Annotated in this window: 11 protein-coding genes; 5 read left to right on the top strand and 6 right to left on the bottom strand. The window is 69.6% G+C overall.

Translation table 11 applies throughout. The features are described from left to right. Nucleotides 1-261 precede the first annotated feature (261 nt). A complete protein-coding gene (locus tag Asi03nite_RS01330; protein WP_203676395.1) occupies nucleotides 262-648 on the top strand; it encodes a DUF2267 domain-containing protein in 387 nt (128 codons plus the stop codon). Nucleotides 649-813: 165 nt separating this feature from the next. Here Asi03nite_RS01330 and Asi03nite_RS01335 read toward each other — a convergent pair whose 3' ends face one another. Continuing rightward, entirely contained in the window at nucleotides 814-1,482 is a 669-nt protein-coding gene (locus Asi03nite_RS01335) for a 2-phosphosulfolactate phosphatase (protein ID WP_239102279.1), read from the bottom strand. On the opposite strand from Asi03nite_RS01335, the gene Asi03nite_RS01340 reads away from it, so the two are divergent. Beyond that, nucleotides 1,457-2,662 carry a phosphotransferase gene (locus tag Asi03nite_RS01340; RefSeq protein WP_239102280.1) on the top strand — a complete coding sequence of 402 codons (1,206 nt, stop codon included), beginning with the start codon at nucleotides 1,457-1,459 and terminating at the stop codon, nucleotides 2,660-2,662. The genes Asi03nite_RS01335 and Asi03nite_RS01340 overlap by 26 nt on opposite strands. A gap of 230 nt (nucleotides 2,663-2,892) precedes the next feature. On the opposite strand, the gene Asi03nite_RS01345 is transcribed toward Asi03nite_RS01340, so the two are convergent. Beyond that, nucleotides 2,893-4,881 (bottom strand): diguanylate cyclase, encoded by a 1,989-nt coding sequence (locus Asi03nite_RS01345; protein ID WP_203676397.1) that lies wholly within the window; start codon nucleotides 4,879-4,881, stop codon nucleotides 2,893-2,895. A gap of 216 nt (nucleotides 4,882-5,097) precedes the next feature. Between Asi03nite_RS01345 and Asi03nite_RS01350 the strand changes: the two genes are divergently transcribed. The 3 genes from Asi03nite_RS01350 (at nucleotide 5,098) to Asi03nite_RS01360 (ending at nucleotide 11,620) form a co-directional block, all read left to right on the top strand. Beyond that, nucleotides 5,098-6,747: a glycoside hydrolase family 44 protein gene (locus Asi03nite_RS01350; protein WP_239102282.1), complete on the top strand. Its 1,650-nt coding sequence runs from the start codon at nucleotides 5,098-5,100 to the stop codon at nucleotides 6,745-6,747. 723 nt (nucleotides 6,748-7,470) lie between these two features. Then, complete coding sequence (locus tag Asi03nite_RS01355; protein ID WP_203676403.1) at nucleotides 7,471-10,704, top strand: chemotaxis protein CheB; 3,234 nt, start codon at nucleotides 7,471-7,473, stop codon at nucleotides 10,702-10,704. A 145-nt stretch (nucleotides 10,705-10,849) separates the two neighbouring features. Further along, nucleotides 10,850-11,620, top strand: a complete 771-nt coding sequence (locus Asi03nite_RS01360) for a FadR/GntR family transcriptional regulator (protein ID WP_203676404.1) — start codon at nucleotides 10,850-10,852, stop codon at nucleotides 11,618-11,620. A 141-nt stretch (nucleotides 11,621-11,761) separates the two neighbouring features. On the opposite strand, the gene Asi03nite_RS01365 is transcribed toward Asi03nite_RS01360, so the two are convergent. From Asi03nite_RS01365 to Asi03nite_RS01380, 4 genes are read right to left on the bottom strand one after another with little or no spacing between them, the layout of a single operon-like run. Continuing rightward, complete coding sequence (locus Asi03nite_RS01365) at nucleotides 11,762-12,937, bottom strand: mandelate racemase/muconate lactonizing enzyme family protein (protein WP_203676405.1); 1,176 nt, start codon at nucleotides 12,935-12,937, stop codon at nucleotides 11,762-11,764. Nucleotides 12,938-12,963: 26 nt separating this feature from the next. Further along, nucleotides 12,964-13,875 carry a carbohydrate ABC transporter permease gene (locus Asi03nite_RS01370; RefSeq protein ID WP_203676406.1) on the bottom strand — a complete coding sequence of 304 codons (912 nt, stop codon included), beginning with the start codon at nucleotides 13,873-13,875 and terminating at the stop codon, nucleotides 12,964-12,966. Nucleotides 13,876-13,879: 4 nt separating this feature from the next. Continuing rightward, complete coding sequence (locus Asi03nite_RS01375; RefSeq protein WP_203676408.1) at nucleotides 13,880-14,812, bottom strand: carbohydrate ABC transporter permease; 933 nt, start codon at nucleotides 14,810-14,812, stop codon at nucleotides 13,880-13,882. Further along, nucleotides 14,809-16,173, bottom strand: a complete 1,365-nt coding sequence (locus tag Asi03nite_RS01380) for an ABC transporter substrate-binding protein (protein ID WP_203676412.1) — start codon at nucleotides 16,171-16,173, stop codon at nucleotides 14,809-14,811. Before Asi03nite_RS01380 ends, Asi03nite_RS01375 begins: the two co-directional genes overlap by 4 nt. Between the last annotated feature and the right edge of the window lie 34 nt (nucleotides 16,174-16,207).

A 16,207-nucleotide genomic window follows, 5' to 3' on the forward strand; every position in this document is an offset into this window, starting at 1 on the left:
TGATGAGGGGTCGGGTCGAGCACCCGGGCGCCCGTCGAGCGAGCAGACCGCGAAGTCGTGGCCGGCGTGCCGGGCCGGCACGACCATCAACCTTGGCCCTCACCTTCCAGCACGCCGGGCAGATCTTCACGGCGCGTACGGTCGGCGGTGACTCGTCGTCGATTCACCTCCGCCAGGTGAGCCGACTTCACCTCGGGCCTCCGTAGCGTCGGCGGTGATGCAGAAAGAGGGAGGTAGCCACAAAGAGGGAGGTAGCCCACGATGGCGGAACTAGCATTCATCGACAAGGTGGCCGAGCGGGCCGGTGTGCCCGACGAGACCGCCCGGTTGCTCACGAAGGGCACTCTGCTGACCCTCGCGGCCCGGATCAGCGGCGGTGAGGCCCACGATCTGGCCGAACGCGTACCGGACGAGCTCCGCCCCTACCTGATCAAGCCGACCGAGCCGGCCGAGTCGTTTTCCTACGACGAGTTCATGCGCCGTGTCGCCGAATACGCCGGGGTGGACCGGCCGACCGCCGAGCGCGGCGTGGCGGCAGTGCTGTCGGCACTGCACGAGACGGTGGGACACAAGGAGTTCACCGACGCGACGGCCCAGCTGCCGAGGGAGTTCGGCGAGCTGGTGGCGACCGCGTCAGCGGTGCGCTGAACGGGTCCGCGCGGGCATGTCGCCCGACGGGTCGTCGCCCGGCCTGCTCGCTCTGGCCGGGGGGCGCCTGTCGGCCTCCATGGTTCGGGCAGGCCGGTACCCGCCGCCTTCCACGCCCAAGCCCATGGTCACCCGGACGAGACGGCCGGAGCGTCGTCGAACCGACTACCTGCCCTGGCTCGGACGGAAGCTGTCGCCGGACAGGATCGGCACGACGTCGCTCATGTCAAGCTCCGCCGCGACCTCCACGTCCTGCTGATAACCCGCTTCGACAAGTTCCCGGCCGCCGACGCAGTCGAGCAGCGCCGCGCGGACGTCCACCGCGACGTGCCGGTACGCGGCCGCTGCGGCCTCGGCCTCCGGTGAGACTCCGGTGACACCCTGATCTGTCAGGCCTTGAACGTACGCTCCGGCGCCCCACAGATCCTCCACGGCTGGGCGCAGGGAACCGTCGGGCCAGCGCTCGCCGGCCGCGATCACGGCCACCGCCGCTGTGTCCGACAACTGCCGCGTTGTCCACCGCGCAGCCGCCGCCGCATTGCGCAGCGACACGCCGATCACGATCGAGCCGGCCTCCGCCAGGCGGCGAGCGATGGTGGAACCGTTCGGCGACGGCAGCACCAGCCGCTGAAGCTCTTGCGCGGCACGGATCGTCGACGGTGACAAGCTGACCGGCTGATCGGGGCTGACCTGAGAACGGCCGACCGCCAGCACCGCCTGGCGCCTCGCGGCGAACGCCGCGGCACGCTCGTCTCGCCATCGGTACGGGAAGACCTCGACGCCCCGATCCGCGGCGACGCTCAGGGCGGTGGTGAAGGACAAGACGTCAACCACGGCGACGATTGACGCTCCCGGCCCGACGGCGTCCGCGCCCGACGGGCCCCAGTCGCATCGCATCCGATGCGCGGTCTGTGTCATGGAACCGGCCATATTAATGATCATCTCAAATGGCGCCGCGGCGACTTCGGGTTTGGCCGGGCGGCGCGTGGCTCGTTGGATGTACTTGTTGTCCTGGTTGACTGGCCGGATGCGGATGGAAGAGATTCAGGGCATCGCGGAGGCGCTGGGTAGCAAGATCGTGGCGACCTCGGTGTTGGCGGGCGGCTTCTCTCACGAGACGTGCCTGCTCACGCTTGCTGATGGGCGGGTCGTTGCGCGTTTCGGAGGAACAGACCCGGTGGTTGAGGCAGGGGTCATGGCCGCGGCCCGTCGGCATGTGCCGGTTCCGGACGTCTTGGTGGTCATGCCCGGTGGGGATGAGCTCGGACGACCCGCGATGGTCATCGAGTACGTGGATGGCGTTGTTCTGAGCAGGGTGCTCGCTCGAGGTGCCCTTGGTCGATCCGACGCCGATGAGTTGGGGGCCGAGGTAGGCAGGGTCGTCGCCGGGGTCGCTGCGGTCGAGTTCGACCGGCGAGGTTTCTTCGTTGACGCAGACCTCACCGTCAAGGAGGAACAGCCATGGTCACAGCAGCTCGTCGAGGCCGCCCAGAGCTGTATGGCCGCGGTCCCCGAGAGCCGCCTCGACGGCGTGACACGCCGTGCTTGGGTGCAGCTGTGCGAGGCCAGCGCGCCGGTGTTGGAGAGCGTCGACGATCACAGCCGGCTGGTGCATGCCGACATCAACCCGAAGAACATCTTGGTTTCTCGAGTCGGCAGCGGTTGGCGGGTGGAGGCGCTGCTGGACTGGGAGTTCAGCTACTCGGGTTGCCCGTATGGCGATGCCGCGAACATGGTCCGCTTCGGAGCCGACTATCCCGAAGGCTTCCTGGAGGGCTTCCGTGCGGGCTTCGCAGAACACCAGCCTGCGAACCTGCCGCTTGTCGAAAGCTGGGCTCATACGGGCCGGGTCCTCGACATGTTCGCGTTGAGTGACCTCGTGACTCGCCCGGTGGGGCACGCGGTCGCCGACCAGGCCGCCGAGCAGATCCGGCTCTGGGTTCGGCACGGCGTTCCGGACCGGGATCAACTGCATCCGGCGGCCGCGGATGCCAGTCGGAGCGGGAGGCCGTGAACCTTTACCACCCCTTCCCCGTTGCTCGTCCCGGCGGCCTCGACCGATATCCCATCGGAATCCGTCGCCGGCCCTGTGCTGGCCGAGGAAGGCGAACTCCGTGCCGGCGGCGGCGAGGCCTCCGCACCGGGTGATGGCGTCGCCGACGACGGCCCGGACACCGTCCGAGTCGAGCTCGACCACGGCGAAGTTGGGATACGCGCAAGCATGGATCCGCTCACGGCCGATATTCAGTGTGCAGCAGTCGCCCAGGCGGCCGGCGCCATGGCCGTCGCGGGCCGCGGCTGCGCGCGGTTCGCCAGCACGTCGGCGAACACCTCGACCACGACGGGGTCGAACTGGGTGCCGGCGCAGTCCCGCAGTTCGGCGATGGCCGCGTCCACGCTGCGCGCCGCCCGGTGCGGCCGCCCGGAAACCATGGCGCCGAAGGCATCGCACACCGCGATGATCCGTGCTCCCAGCGGAATGTCCTCGCCCGCCAGACCGTCCGGATATCCCGTCCCGTCGAATCGCTCGTGGCTGGCACGTACCAGACGGGCGGCCCGCTGCAGTGCGGGCGCCGCGCCGATGATGCGTTCGCCGACGACGCTGTGGTTGCGCACCGAGGCCCACTCCTCATCGGTGAGCGGTCCGGGCTTGCGGAGGATGGCATCCGGGATGGCGATCTTGCCGAGGTCGTGGAGCGCCGCGGCCTCGATCAGGGCGGCGAGTTCGTCCGCGGGCAGATCCATCGCCTCGCCGACCGCTTTGGCGTGCCTGGCCACCGCGTCGAGGTGCCCGCTGAGGTCCGGCCGGCTCTCCAGCAGGACCCGCCGAAGCACGTCGCTCGTCTGCTGGCCGGGTGACGGGCGGCGACTCGACTTGTTGCCGTACATCCGCTGGTCGGCGATGCGCATGGCGACGTCGCGCCGGTCGGCTTCGCGGGGCAGGACGATCGAGCCGTACGAGCAGCCGACGGTGAAGCCCTCACCGGTTTCGGTCAGAGCGCCGGCGGCCTCGGCCAGGAAGGCGAAGGCCTCGTCGTCCGCCGCGTCGATCAGCACGCAGAACTCGTCACCGCCGAGCCGGTAGCTCAGGCCCCGCCCGCGCATCGCCAGCCGCAGTTTCTCGCCGAGGCGTTGCAGCAGGTCGTCGCCGGCCAGGTGGCCGAACGTGTCGTTGTAGTACTTGAAACCGTCGAGATCGAAAAAGGCGAGGATGTACGACCTGTCGTCTTCCTTGGCCCGGGCGAACGCCCGGTCGAGGTCGTCGACCAGCTGGCGCCTGTTCGCCAGACCGGTCAGCGCGTCGGTCAGCGCCTCACTGCGGCTGGCCGCCAGCATCTTCAGATTGTCGCCGAACGTGCGGGCGAGCCGGACGATGAGGGCAACCAGGCAGCTGGCCGCCAAGACGACGCAGAACGTGTTGATCGGCCGGTAGTTGGCCGACACCAGCAGAGCCAGGGCGACCACCGCGAACCCGATCGGCGGCGCGATGGTCCACCGGCCGGCCGACCGCTGGACGCGGTCGGCGCGGCTAGGTCGCCACGCCCCCCAGGCGAAGATCATCGCTCCCCAGGGCCACAACACCGTGGTGATCGTGTAAAGCGCGACGGTGACCAGGTTCGAGTCGCCGACCTCAGCGAAGAAGATGACGTCGGCGGTCAGGAAGAGACCCATGCCCGCCGCAATGGGCCACCATGTCCGGACCCCGGACGCGATCATCGCGGCGCCGATCAGGCCGATCAGGCTCAGGTCCGCGATCGGAAAGGCCAGAGTTACGGCGACCGCGAAGGCGCCCTGTCCCATCGAGGCCAGCACCGGCGGGAAGACCACCGCCGCGCCGACCGCGGTCAGACTGAGGGCGCCGATGACGCCGTCCAGCCACGCCCGGCGACCGCCGTCACCGGCCCGTCCGCGCAGCAGGAGCACGAGTCCGGCGGACGCCCCGACGAAGAACAGCAGAAAGCCGAGTTCGGCGAAGGACGGGTACGGCGGATCGTCGGACGGGTAGATCGCGACGGAATAGTAGACCTGCCCGATCGTCCAGGACGTCAGGCCCGCGGTCAGAGCGATCCACGCCGCCCGCTCCTCGGCACGGAGGACACACCGCGCCAGCATGATCACACAAGGACCCACCAGGAACAGATCGTAGATCCAGCGCGCGAAGAATTCGGTCACGTCCGGGCCGCCGAACGACGTGAACGCCTGGATCTCGTACACGACCGTGAGGGCGACCATGACTCCGAGAGACAGCGCGACGGGACGCGGAGTCAGCGCACGGCGGCTCGGGACGGCACGACGGATCATGGGCCCCCTATCGGGCGGTCCCGGCCCGGACTGAGCATCCTGCGCCGTGCGGCATGACCTGTGCCGGATCCTTGACTGCTCCGAGATATCCAGGGAAGCTGACATTTCGATAAGCATCAATGGATTGTCCGGCGCTGGAGGTTTGTGATGAGTGCTCGACGGTGGGGGATGCTGCGGTCGGGCATGACCATCGGGGTAGCCATGTCGGTCGTAGCGGCAGGGCTGACCACCCAGGCCGCCGCGACGCCGGCCGTGGCGGCCACCGGGCTCACGTTGTCCGTCGACGTGTCCGCCGCCCGGCACGCGATCAGTCCCGACATCTACGGGTTGAACGGCGCCGATCCGGCCTTCGCTGCCGAGATCGGCATGCCGGTGGCGCGCTGGGGTGGCAACGCGAGCAGCCGCTACAACTTCAAGAACCACACCTACAACACCGGCAGCGACTGGTACTTCGAGAACATCGTCGCCGGGGTCGGGAACACACTCGAATCGTTCGTCACGATCAACCGGAACCGCGGCACCAAGCAGATCGTCACCGTTCCCATGATCGGCTGGGTGGCGAAGGATTCACCTTCGTCGCACCCGTTCGCCTGCGGTTTCCCGGCGACCCGCTTCCCCGCGCAGGACGGGTTCGACCCGTGGGACGCGAACTGCGGCAACGGCAAGCTCGACGGCACGGACATCACTGGAGCCGACCCCACGGACACCTCGATCCCGGCGGACGCGTCGTTCGCCGGCGAGATGGCTTCGTACCTGGTGAGCCGGTTCGGCACGGCGGCGCGGGGTGGCGTCCGGATCTACGAGCTCGACAACGAGCCGGTGCTGTGGAGCTCCACGCACCGCGACGTGCACCCCCAAGCGGTGACATACGACGAGCTGGGCAGCAAGGGCACGGCCACCGCCGCGGCCATCAAGGCGGCCGATCCCGGCGCGGCCGTGCTCGGCCCGTCGGGCTGGGGCTACTGCGAATGGGTGGCGTCCGGGTCGGACGGGTGTGCGCCGGGTGCCGACGCCGCCGCGCACGGCGGGCTCAACCTCTCCCAGTGGTACCTGAAGAACATGAAGGACTTCGGCGACGCCCACGGCGGTAGGCGTTTCCTGAACTACTTCGACCAGCACTATTACCCGCAGATCAGTGGCGGCAAGGACCCGGAGGCGAACGCGCTGCGGCTGCGGTCCACCCGTTCGCTGTGGGATCCCACGTACGTCGAGGAGTCGTGGATCGGTCCCAGTGGCGTCAACGCGCCGCCGCTGCAGTTCATCCGCACGATGAAGGCGTGGGTCGCTCAGTACTACCCCGGCACGAAGGTCGCCATCACCGAGTACAACTGGGGCGCGCTGGACGACATCAACGGCGCGTTGGCGCAGGCCGACGTCCTCGGAGTCTTCGGGCGTGAGGGCCTGGACCTCGCGACCATGTGGGGCGAGCCGCAGCCGACGCAACCCGGCGCCTACTCGTTCCGCATGTACCGCAACTACGACGGTGCGGGGAGCCGGTTCGGCGACGTGAGCGTCTCGGCAACCAGCAGTGACCAGGGGCAACTCGCGTTGTACGCCGCCCAGCGCTCGTCCGACAAGGCGCTGACTCTCATGATCGTAAACAAGACCGGCGACAACCTGACGTCGTCCCTGTCAATAGCAGGTTTCCGCGGCAGGGGAACGGCGCAGCGTTACACCTACAGCACAGCCGATCTCACTTCCATAGTACGCAACGACGACCTCGCAACGACGCAGCCCAGCATCAACGCGACATACCCGGCGAACTCCATCACCTTGCTGGTCCTGCCGCGACGCTGACGCCGACGCATCTTCGGTGCTCAGTGGACGGGTTCGGGCGCTTCCCCGCCACCTTCGCCTCCACAGTGGCCATCCACTCCGCGAATCGCCGGTTCAGGCCCTGCTGCCGGACTACGCGACCGCCCTGACGGCGCACCAGTGTCGGCCGAGCCGACCTCCCCGCCACTCCCCTTGCCGAGCTGTCTCCCAGCGGTCGCTCCCTTATCGTTCCGGTCGGCGACGCCCGCCGCAGGTTTTCTACGCCGGGCGCGAGGAAGCTGTCGCGGCCTACCAGGCCGTCGCCGAAAGGATCGTGGAGCTGCCGGTCCCCGAGGCGATCGCCTACATCGACGAAAACCTCCGTGGGGTAGAGCGCTACTTGCTGCGGCTGTACCCAGGACGTCCCGGACGGGAATCGTGACCGGCAGTCGGCCCCGGCCGTGGCCAACCGGTTGATCGCGACCACCGGCGCACTGTTGCTCGCCACCGACTTCCTGCCGTGGCACCGCGTGCGCTGGCGTGTGCCAGGGCGGCGCGGCCCACGCCTCGGCCGCCAACGACCAGGGCATCCACGCCGTCGCGGTGCCGATCAGGTAGCACCGGGCCGCGGCGCGGCTCCCGATTCCGGGGAACCACGCTGGAACCGTACCGAAGAATCCATCTAATGCGGGAATTCAGGAATATTTGCCCGCAGATGGGGAAGGTGCCCCGCGCCGGTACCGGCCGACGAGGGGCGCGTGCTTCATGGCGAATCGAGATCTGGTGGTCATCGGGGGCTCGCTCGGCGCTCTGGAGGCCGCCACCACCCTGCTCGCGGGCCTGCCCCCGGACCTGCACGCCACGCTGCTGGTGGTCATCACCCCGGCCCGGGAGCGGGACGCCGCGCAGTTCGATCGCTCCGGTCCGCTGCCGGCCGCCGTGGCGGTCGACGGCGAGGCGCTGCGACCGGGGCGGGTCTACGTCGCCGGCCCGGACCGGCACCTGCTCGTCGGCCCGGACGACCGCCTACGGCTCAGCGCCGCCCCGCAGTACAACCGGCTCCGCCCGGCGGTCGACCCGCTGCTGCTGAGCGCCGCTCGCTGGGGCGGGCCCCGGGTGGTCGGCATCCTGCTCTCCGGCATCTTCGACGACGGCATCGCCGGCCTGGCGGCAATCGGCATGCGCGGCGGGCTGCTCGCCGTACAGGATCCCGAGGACGCCGCCTACCCCGACCTGCCCGGCACCGCCGTGCGCATGCGCCCGCACCAGGTCGGGACGGCCGCCGCCCTGGCGGTCGCCCTGCCCGGACTGCTGGCGGCACCGGCCGCCAGGCCCACCGCGCTCGACCCCGTGCTCCTTGCGCAGACCGACATGCTGATCCGCGATACCTCGCCCCTGAAGGCCGATACCGGGTCCGGTCAGCCGGGTGCGGTCGACTGCCCGGACTGCGCCGCGACCGCCACGCGAAGGCGGCGGCCGCGGCGTGCACCCCGGACATCGGGCGGGTCCATGATCGTGGTTGACGAGGCACTGCTGCGCGATCCGGTGCGGCTCGCGGCGGTGGACAGTGCTCGCCGGGCGCTGGCCCTGCTGCCGGTCGCGCTGAACGGGGTGGCGGCGCTCGCGGCGCGGCTGGCCGAGGCGCCGATGGGGGTGGTGACCCTACTCGGGGACGAGGAGGAGTACTTCGTCGGCGTGCACGACCTGCCGCCGGCCCTGAGCGAGCAGGGACACAAGCCCATGGCGTACTCGGTGTGCAAGTACATGGTCAGCGCGAACCGCCCGGTCTGCTCCGGCGACATGTCCCGGGAGCCGGACCTGCGGGAGCATCTGCTCGCCACGCAGTACGGCGTACGGGCGTTCCTGGGCGTGCCGTTGCACGACGACGCCGGCCAGGCGGTCGGGTCGCTCACGGTGCTCGACACCGAGGCCCGGCAGTGGTCCGACGAGCAGGCCGCCCTGCTCGCGGAGATCGCCGGGCTGCTGCGGCCCGGCGCGCCTCCCGGGCCGGTGGCCGCCGGCGGGATGGACAGCGCGTCCCTGCTGGAGAGCACGCCGGAGGCGTTCCTCGCGGTGAACCGCGACGGTGTGGTGGTGAGCTGGAACCGCGCCGCCGAGGAGATGCTCGGCTACACCGCCGACGAGGTGCGCGGCCGGCACCTGGACGAGAGCGTGCTGCCCGACTACGACGGACGTCCGATCAGCGTGGCCCTGACCCGGCTGTTCTCCACGTCGCCGCGCCGCGGGGTGTCCCGGCGGGTGACCGTGCGGCACCGGAACGGCCACCGGCTGACGGCCCAAGCGGCGCTGTCGGTGGTCGGCTCCGCCGACGGGCCGATGGCCTGCGTGTTCCTCACCGACCTGACCGGGCAGACCGCCGCCGAGGAGGCCGCCGACCGCAACAGCAGCTTCCTGGCGGCCCTGTTGGAAAGCCTGACCGTCGGGGTGATCGCCTGCGACAACGAGGGCCGGCTGGTGGTGGTCAACCGCGTGCTGCGGGAGGCGCAGGGGCTGCCGCCGGTCGGCAAGGTGCCGACCGACTGGCCGCGGATGGTGACCGGCACCCTGCTGCACCCCGACGGGACGCCGATAAGCTGGGAGCGAACCCCGCTGATGCGCGCCCTGCACGGCGAGACCGTGCCCGCGACCGACGTGGTGGTGGAGATGCCCGGGCACCGGCCGCGGACGTTCTCGACCACCGCTCAGCCGATCACCGGCTCCGGTGGCCGCATGCTGGGCGCCGTGGCGGTCGGCCGCGAGATCACCACGATGCGCCGGGTGGAACGGTTCCGCACCTGCCATTTCGCCGTGGCCGAGGCCATCGCGGCGGCGAACGAGCCGCCGGTGGCCGCGCCCGGTGTCCTGCGGGCGGTGGCCACCACGCTGGGCTGGCCGTACGCGGAGCTGTGGCTGATCGACCAGAGCGGCGAGCACCTGGACTCCGTGGGCCGCTGGAGCGCGCCGGACTTCGAGGAACTTGTGGACTACACCGTGGTCAAAGGTGTCGGCGTCACCGGCCGGGTCTGGGCCACCGGCCAGCCGTTGTGGGTTGCCGACCTCGCCGACGCCGACTGGCTGTACGCCCCGGAGAGCCGCGCCCGCACCGAACTCGGCGTGCGGCTGGGTATCCGCACCGTGCTGTCCGTGCCGGTGCGCAACGGCAACACCATGCTCGGCGTGCTCAGCTGTTACTCCGCCGTCATCGAACCGGACCAGGACATTCTCACGGTGCTGCTGGACGGGGTCGCCGCCCAGTTCGGGGTCTTCGTCGCGATGTGCCGGGCCACGGAGCTGTCCCGCCAGCTGGAGCGCGCCCGGGAGGACTTTCTCGCGCTGATCGGCCACGAGATGCGTACGCCGCTGACCTCGATCGGGGCCAACGCCGCCATACTGGGCGAGGAGACCGCCGGCCTGGACGAGGACAGCCGGCAGATGGTGCAGTCCATCGAGCGCAACACCGCGGCACTGCGAGGCATCGTCGACACCCTGCTGGATCTCGCCGGGCTGGAGGCCGGTCACATCGGCCTCACCGTCCGGGACGTCGACCTGGCCGCTCTCGTCACCGACGCGGCGAACGCCGCCGAACCGACCGCCGCCGACAACGGCGTACGGCTGAGCACGGACCTGCCGGAGCGGCTCGGCATGACCGGCGATCCGGCACGGCTGCGACAGGTCGTCGACGACCTGCTCTCGAACGCGATCAAATACAGCCCGGACGGCGGCGACGTGCGGGTACACCTACGATCCCACGGCACCACCGCGGAACTGCGCGTCACCGATACCGGCATCGGCGTGCCCAGCCACGAGATCAATCAGCTCTTCGCCCGCTTCTACCGGGCCAGTAACGTCCGCCATCAGGGCGTTCCCGGCAGCGGACTCGGACTGAGCCGGGCGCGCACCATCATCGAGATGCACGGCGGGACCATCACCATCACCGGCCACGAACCGGCCGGCACCGCCGCGGTCGTCCGGCTACCGCTGCGCAACGAGCGGGCTTGACGCTGACGCGGCGTCAACCCCGCGTGCTGTCGCATGTTCCCGGGCTGATGTCTACCACGAGCGGCACCGCAGAGATCCCGCCCCCGGCACGGGGCCGGGTGCTGTCGGTACGATCGCGGCATCGCCGAGGGGCACTGGAGGACGCATGGCTCGATCACCTGAGGCGGCCGCGGGCGCTCCCGTACCCCCGGCGTGGACGCGACGGCCGGCGAACCTCGCGCAGGCGGTCACCGCCGAACTGGTGAGTCGTATCGTCGACGGCGTCCACCCGCCCGGCACCGCGCTGCCCCCCGAGCCTGTCCTTGGCGACAGCTTCGGGGTCAGCCGGACGGTGGTGCGGGAAGCGGTGAAGATCCTTCAGGAGAAGGGCCTGGTTCAGGTCCGCCAGGGCGCGGGAACCCTCGTCACGGCGCCGGCGATGTGGGACATGCTCGACGAGATGGTCCTGAGTGCGAGCATCGCCCAGGACGACGGCGTGGTCATCCTGGATGACCTCGTGGTGACCCGCCGGCTGCTGGAGTCGGACATGGCCAATGTGGCCGCCCGCATGGCGGACGCGGACACCGTCGACCGGCTGCGGGCCCTGGTCGACAAGATGGACACACTCGTGGACGACCCCCAGACCTACGGTGACCAGGACCGCGCCTTCCACGACACGATCATGAGGGCCTCGGGCAACCGGATCGCTCGTGCCGTCGTACGGGCGCTGGAGAGCCAGGTGGTCAACACCGCCCGCTACGTGGGGCAGACGGACCGGGCGCTGTGCGTGGCGTCGAATCAGGGCCATCGCCGGGTCTGTGAACGCATCGCCGCCGGTGATCCGGACGGCGCCGCCGAAGCGATGTTCACCCACATCACCGAGGCCTGGCTGGTGCGGCGGGGCGGCCCGAGCGATCCCGGCCGTCTGCAACGCTGAGCCGCCCGAGACGTCGTCAGCCCGCGGCTGGGCCGGGCGCCCGCCCCGAGCACGGCACCCGTCGGAATGGCCCCGGCCATGACCACGGCTGGGGTTCGGTGGCCCGGTTCCACAGGCGGACGTGCGCGTCGACGAGGCCGCTCACGACAGATGCCCGATCTCGTCGACGGACCGGGCCGGGGCGTCGGGCACCAGCCGCAGGCCGGCGCGGCCGGGACGGACGTGCGGCCCGGCGGCCTGGGCCACCGGGTTGGCGGCGCGGACCGCGTGGATGTGCTCCTCGTCGACCCGGATGCCGATGCCCGGCTCGTCGCCCAGGACGATACCGCCGTCCATGATCTGCTGGTCGATCTCCAGCCCGACGGGCGCGCTGAGGTCCTGGACCTCGAAGGCGAGCTGGTTGGGGATCGCCGCCGCGGCGTGCGCAGCCGGATTGGCATGGTAGGTCACCGGGCTCACCGGCAGGTCGTGGTAGTGGGCCACGGCGGCCATCCGCAAGAAGTGCGTGATGCCCCAGACGTTGCCGATCTGGACGATGTCGACGGCGTCGGCGTCCAGCAGTGGCCGGTACTGTTCCAGGCCGGTGAGGTTCTCCCCGGTGGCCACGGCCGCGCGGATGTGCTGGCGCACCGAGGCGAGTCCGGCGGCGTCCCAGCGGCGCACCGGCTCCTCGATCCAGGTGAGGTCGACGGCGCGTTCCAGCTCGCGGACGTAGCGCACGGCCTGGGTGCGGTTCCAGGACTCGTTGGCGTCGAGCATCAAAGCGGGACGCGGCGAGTTGCGGCTGAGCACGTCGCGCACCGCGGTGAGACGGCGCAGGTCGTGTGTGACGTCGTGGCCGCCCTTGAGCTTGGCCGCGCTGAAGCCCCGGTCGGCATAGCGTTCGTAGAGGCGTACGAGGGCGTCGTCGTCCAGGGCTATGTCGAGTCCCGAGGCATAACCGGGGACGAAGCGGTCCAGTGCGCCGAGGGTACGCCAGAGCGGCTCACCCGCCGCCTTCGCCTTCAGATCCCACAGCGCCATGTCGAGCGCGCCGATCGCCCCGAACGCGGATCCCGCGTGCCCGGTCTTGAACACCCACGCCAGCATGCGGTCGTAGAGCGCGGTGACGGCCCGCGGATCCTCGCCCTCGACGGCGCCGAAGACGCGGTCGATGTCGCCGTGAGGGCCCACACCGACACCTTCCAGGCCCTCGTCCGTCTCGACGATCAGCACGTGCACATCGGTCTGCTGGTCGGCCATCACCCCGTTGGCGTCTCCGGTCAGCCGACCCCACTCGTGCTTCGTCAAAAGGCTGCGATAGCCGGTGACCTTCATGTCGGCTCCTTGTATCGATATGACGCTCAATCCTTGGTCCCGCCGGCGGTCATGCCGGCGACCAGGAAGCGCTGTGACACCAGAAAAACGATGAGCACCGGCAGCACGGAGACCACGGTCGCGAGGGCCAGGGTCGGCAGCTGCACCGACTGTGCTCCGGCGGAGCTGGGATTGAACGCCGGCGTGGAAGCCAGCAACGACGTCAGTCCCACCTGGACCGGATAGCCGTCGCTGGAGGGCAGCATCACAAAGGGCAGGAAGAAGTTGTTCCAGTTCTGCACGAAGCTGAAGAACGCCACCAGCGCCACGATCGGCGCGGCCAGGGGCAGGGCGACCTTCGTGAAGACCTGGAACTCCCGGCAACCGTCGATCCGGGCCGCGGCGAGCAGGTCCCGGGGGATGCTCGTGGAGAAGTAAATGTAGGTCAGATACACCCCGAAAGGGAAGAACGACATCGGCAGGATGACCGACAGCGGGCTGCCGATCAGCCCCACCACGTTCAGTTCCAGGAAGATCGGCAGCACCAGGGCGGTGTTCGGGATGAGCATGACGACCAGGGTCAGCACCAGCAGCAGCCGGCGGAACGGGAACTCGGTCAGGGCCAGCGCATAGCCGGCCGGGATGCTGGCGAGCAGGGTGATGGCCAGGGCGCCGATCGCGTACAGCGCCGAATTGGCCATCCAGGTGGTGACCGCGCCGTCCTGGAAATCGAACAGCTGACTCCAGTTGGTGGACAGGTCACCGGCGCTGCCGGGCGCGAACGGGTTGCTCACGATCAGGCGGCGCGCCGATTTGGTCGTGGCGAACAGCAACCAGATCATCGGGATGGCGAAGAACAGGACGAGGACCGCCACGATGACCGTGACGATCGCGCGGCTGCTCCAGCCGCTGACGCCGGGCCGGTGGGCCGCGGCGGGTTCGGTGTGCGCAGAGGTCATGAGCTCAGTCCCGCTCGAACAGGCCGCCGCGCGTGACGAAGACGGCGGACAGCGCCAGGGCGATGACGAGCAGCAGCAGGGAGATGGCCGCCGCTCCGTTGAAGTCGTTCTGCTGGAACGCGTACTGGTAGGCGAGTTGGTTGAGCGAGTAGTCGTTCGGCACGATCGCGTTGCTGGCCTGGGAGAGCAGTTGCGGCTCGATGAACAGCTGGGTGCCGGCGGCGAGGGACATGATGCACATGTACGAGATCCACTTACGTAGCATTGGCAGCTGGATCCGCCAGGCGATCTGCACCGGGTTGGCGCCGTCCACCCGCGCGGCGTCGATGACTTCGGCGCTGATGTTGTTGAGGGCGCCGTACATGATGACGATCCAACTGCCCGCGCCGGCCCAGAAGGCGATGACGGCGAAGATCACCGGCAGGTTGCCCGGCACGATGACCTGCACGAAGCTCTCGAAGCCCAGCAATCGCAGCAGGCCGCCCACCGGGCTGGCCGTGGGGTCGAGGACGAACAGCCACAGCAGCACGCTCGACGCACCGGCCAGCGCGCCGGGCAGGTAGAAGACGAACCGCAGGGTCCGGCTGAGCCAGCGCGCCAGGATCGCATGGACCACGACCGCCAGCAGGGTCACCAGCACCACCAGCGCGACCAGCCAGATGATCAGGTACAGGGCGACATGCGTGACCGCCGGCCAGAACCGGAAGTCGCCGGTGACCTTGGCGAAGTTGGCCAGCCCGGCGAAACCGCCCTCGGCGTCGGTGAACGCCAGATACAGGGCGTAGACCGCCGGTACGATCCCGAAGGCGAGCGCCAGCACCACGTACACCGAGATGAGGCCGTAGCTCATCGCGTTGCTGCGGGGCACGGGCGGCCGACCGGCTTCCCGCTCCTCCGCCACAGCCGCCGGGCGAACGGTGTTCCCGACCATCGTCATTTGACGGTGTATCCGTTGACCTGCGCCTGGTTCTTGATCGCCGTCTGCCATTCCGGGAGCAGCGTCACGAGGCTCTTGCCGTCGGCGATCGCCGGGGTGATCGTCTTGGCCCAGATGGCTTCCTGGCTGAAGGTCCCCGAGCCCCAACCGCTCCAGATCGACGTACCGGCCTTCACCACCGGTTGCAGGTCGGTGGCGTAGTAGCCGCTCGATTCCTGCTTCTTCACCCACTTCTCGGCCGCGGGAGCGTACGCCGGATAACCGGGGGCGACCTCCACCTGATACTCGTCAGCGGTCGTGGCGAACCGGACGAAGCTCTCGGCGGCCCTCAGGTTCTTGGAGTGGCTGCTGATGAACCAGGTGCCGCCGCCGACGTTGCCGGTCACGGCCTCCTCACCCTGCCACGCCGGTGGCGCCGCGATGCCGAGCTGGCCGGCCGGGACCTTGAGGGACTCGGGGTTGTTGAAGATGGCCCCCGCGTACCAGGCCGGTCCGGGCATCATGAGGACCTTGCCGGAGTACTTCTTGACGAACTCGGGCGTGAAGACGCTGATGTTCGGCGTGGTGCCGTTCTTGATGAGCGTGTCCAGCATGGCGGCGGCCCGCTGGCACTGCGGGGTGGCGGTGTTCACCGTGACGGCCTTGGGCCCCGTGATGTCGTTCGCCTGGCACTTGCTGCCCCAGAAGAAGACCTCCGGGGTCCAGGCGTCGCCCACGGCGCCGACGATGTAGCCGGGGTGCTCCCGGGCGACCTTCTCCCCCAGGGCCTGGTAGTCCTGCCAGGTGGCCGGGACCTGGTAGCCGAACTGCTCCAGCAGTGTCTTGTTGTACCAGAGCACGACCTGGGCCAGGTCGTTGCGCAGGCAGTAGACCTTCCCGTCGACGGTGCACGGGTTCAGCGCGCCCGCGGTGAACTTGTCCAGTGTCTCCTTGGCCACGAGTTTGTCGCTGAGCACGGCGGCGAAGGCCTGCTTGCCGTTGCTCTTCTGGCTGGCCCAGGCCGCGTCGTTGTTCTGGCTGGAGAACACGACGTCGGGCCAGCCGCTCTGGGCCCGGTCGAACAGCTGCATCTTGGTCCGGAAGGAGTTGGAGCCGTTCGCCGAGCCGTCGTAGGTCACCACCTCGATCGGCACCTCGGGGTGGGCCTTCTCGAAAGCGTCCGCCGCCTTGGTCCGGTCGGCATCCACCCACACCGTGATCGCGGCTTTGTCGTCCTGAGCCACCTGGGGAAACCCGTAGTCCCCGGCACCGGAGCTGCTGCCGCCACCCGCGCAAGCGGTCAGGGCGACGGCGAGGATCCCGGCACAGCCGAGGGCGGTCAGCAGAGGGCGGAAGCGGCGGGCGCGCCTGAAACCAACCATGTCCCAGTCCTTCTTTTGGATCTTCCTTATTGAC

The organism is Actinoplanes siamensis (genome assembly GCF_016862395.1).
In the GTDB taxonomy this organism is placed as follows: domain Bacteria; phylum Actinomycetota; class Actinomycetes; order Mycobacteriales; family Micromonosporaceae; genus Actinoplanes; species Actinoplanes siamensis.

Coding starts and splice junctions, on each gene's coding strand:
- Asi03nite_RS01330 (WP_203676395.1), top strand. CDS start 262: ATGGCGGAACTAGCATTCATCGACAAGGTGGCCGAGCGGGCCGGTGTG.
- Asi03nite_RS01345 (WP_203676397.1), bottom strand. CDS start 4,881: ATGGTCGCCCTCACGGTCGTGTACGAGATCCAGGCGTTCACGTCGTTC.
- Asi03nite_RS01350 (WP_239102282.1), top strand. CDS start 5,098: ATGAGTGCTCGACGGTGGGGGATGCTGCGGTCGGGCATGACCATCGGG.
- Asi03nite_RS01355 (WP_203676403.1), top strand. CDS start 7,471: ATGGCGAATCGAGATCTGGTGGTCATCGGGGGCTCGCTCGGCGCTCTG.
- Asi03nite_RS01360 (WP_203676404.1), top strand. CDS start 10,850: ATGGCTCGATCACCTGAGGCGGCCGCGGGCGCTCCCGTACCCCCGGCG.
- Asi03nite_RS01365 (WP_203676405.1), bottom strand. CDS start 12,937: ATGAAGGTCACCGGCTATCGCAGCCTTTTGACGAAGCACGAGTGGGGT.
- Asi03nite_RS01370 (WP_203676406.1), bottom strand. CDS start 13,875: ATGACCTCTGCGCACACCGAACCCGCCGCGGCCCACCGGCCCGGCGTC.
- Asi03nite_RS01375 (WP_203676408.1), bottom strand. CDS start 14,812: ATGACGATGGTCGGGAACACCGTTCGCCCGGCGGCTGTGGCGGAGGAG.
- Asi03nite_RS01380 (WP_203676412.1), bottom strand. CDS start 16,173: ATGGTTGGTTTCAGGCGCGCCCGCCGCTTCCGCCCTCTGCTGACCGCC.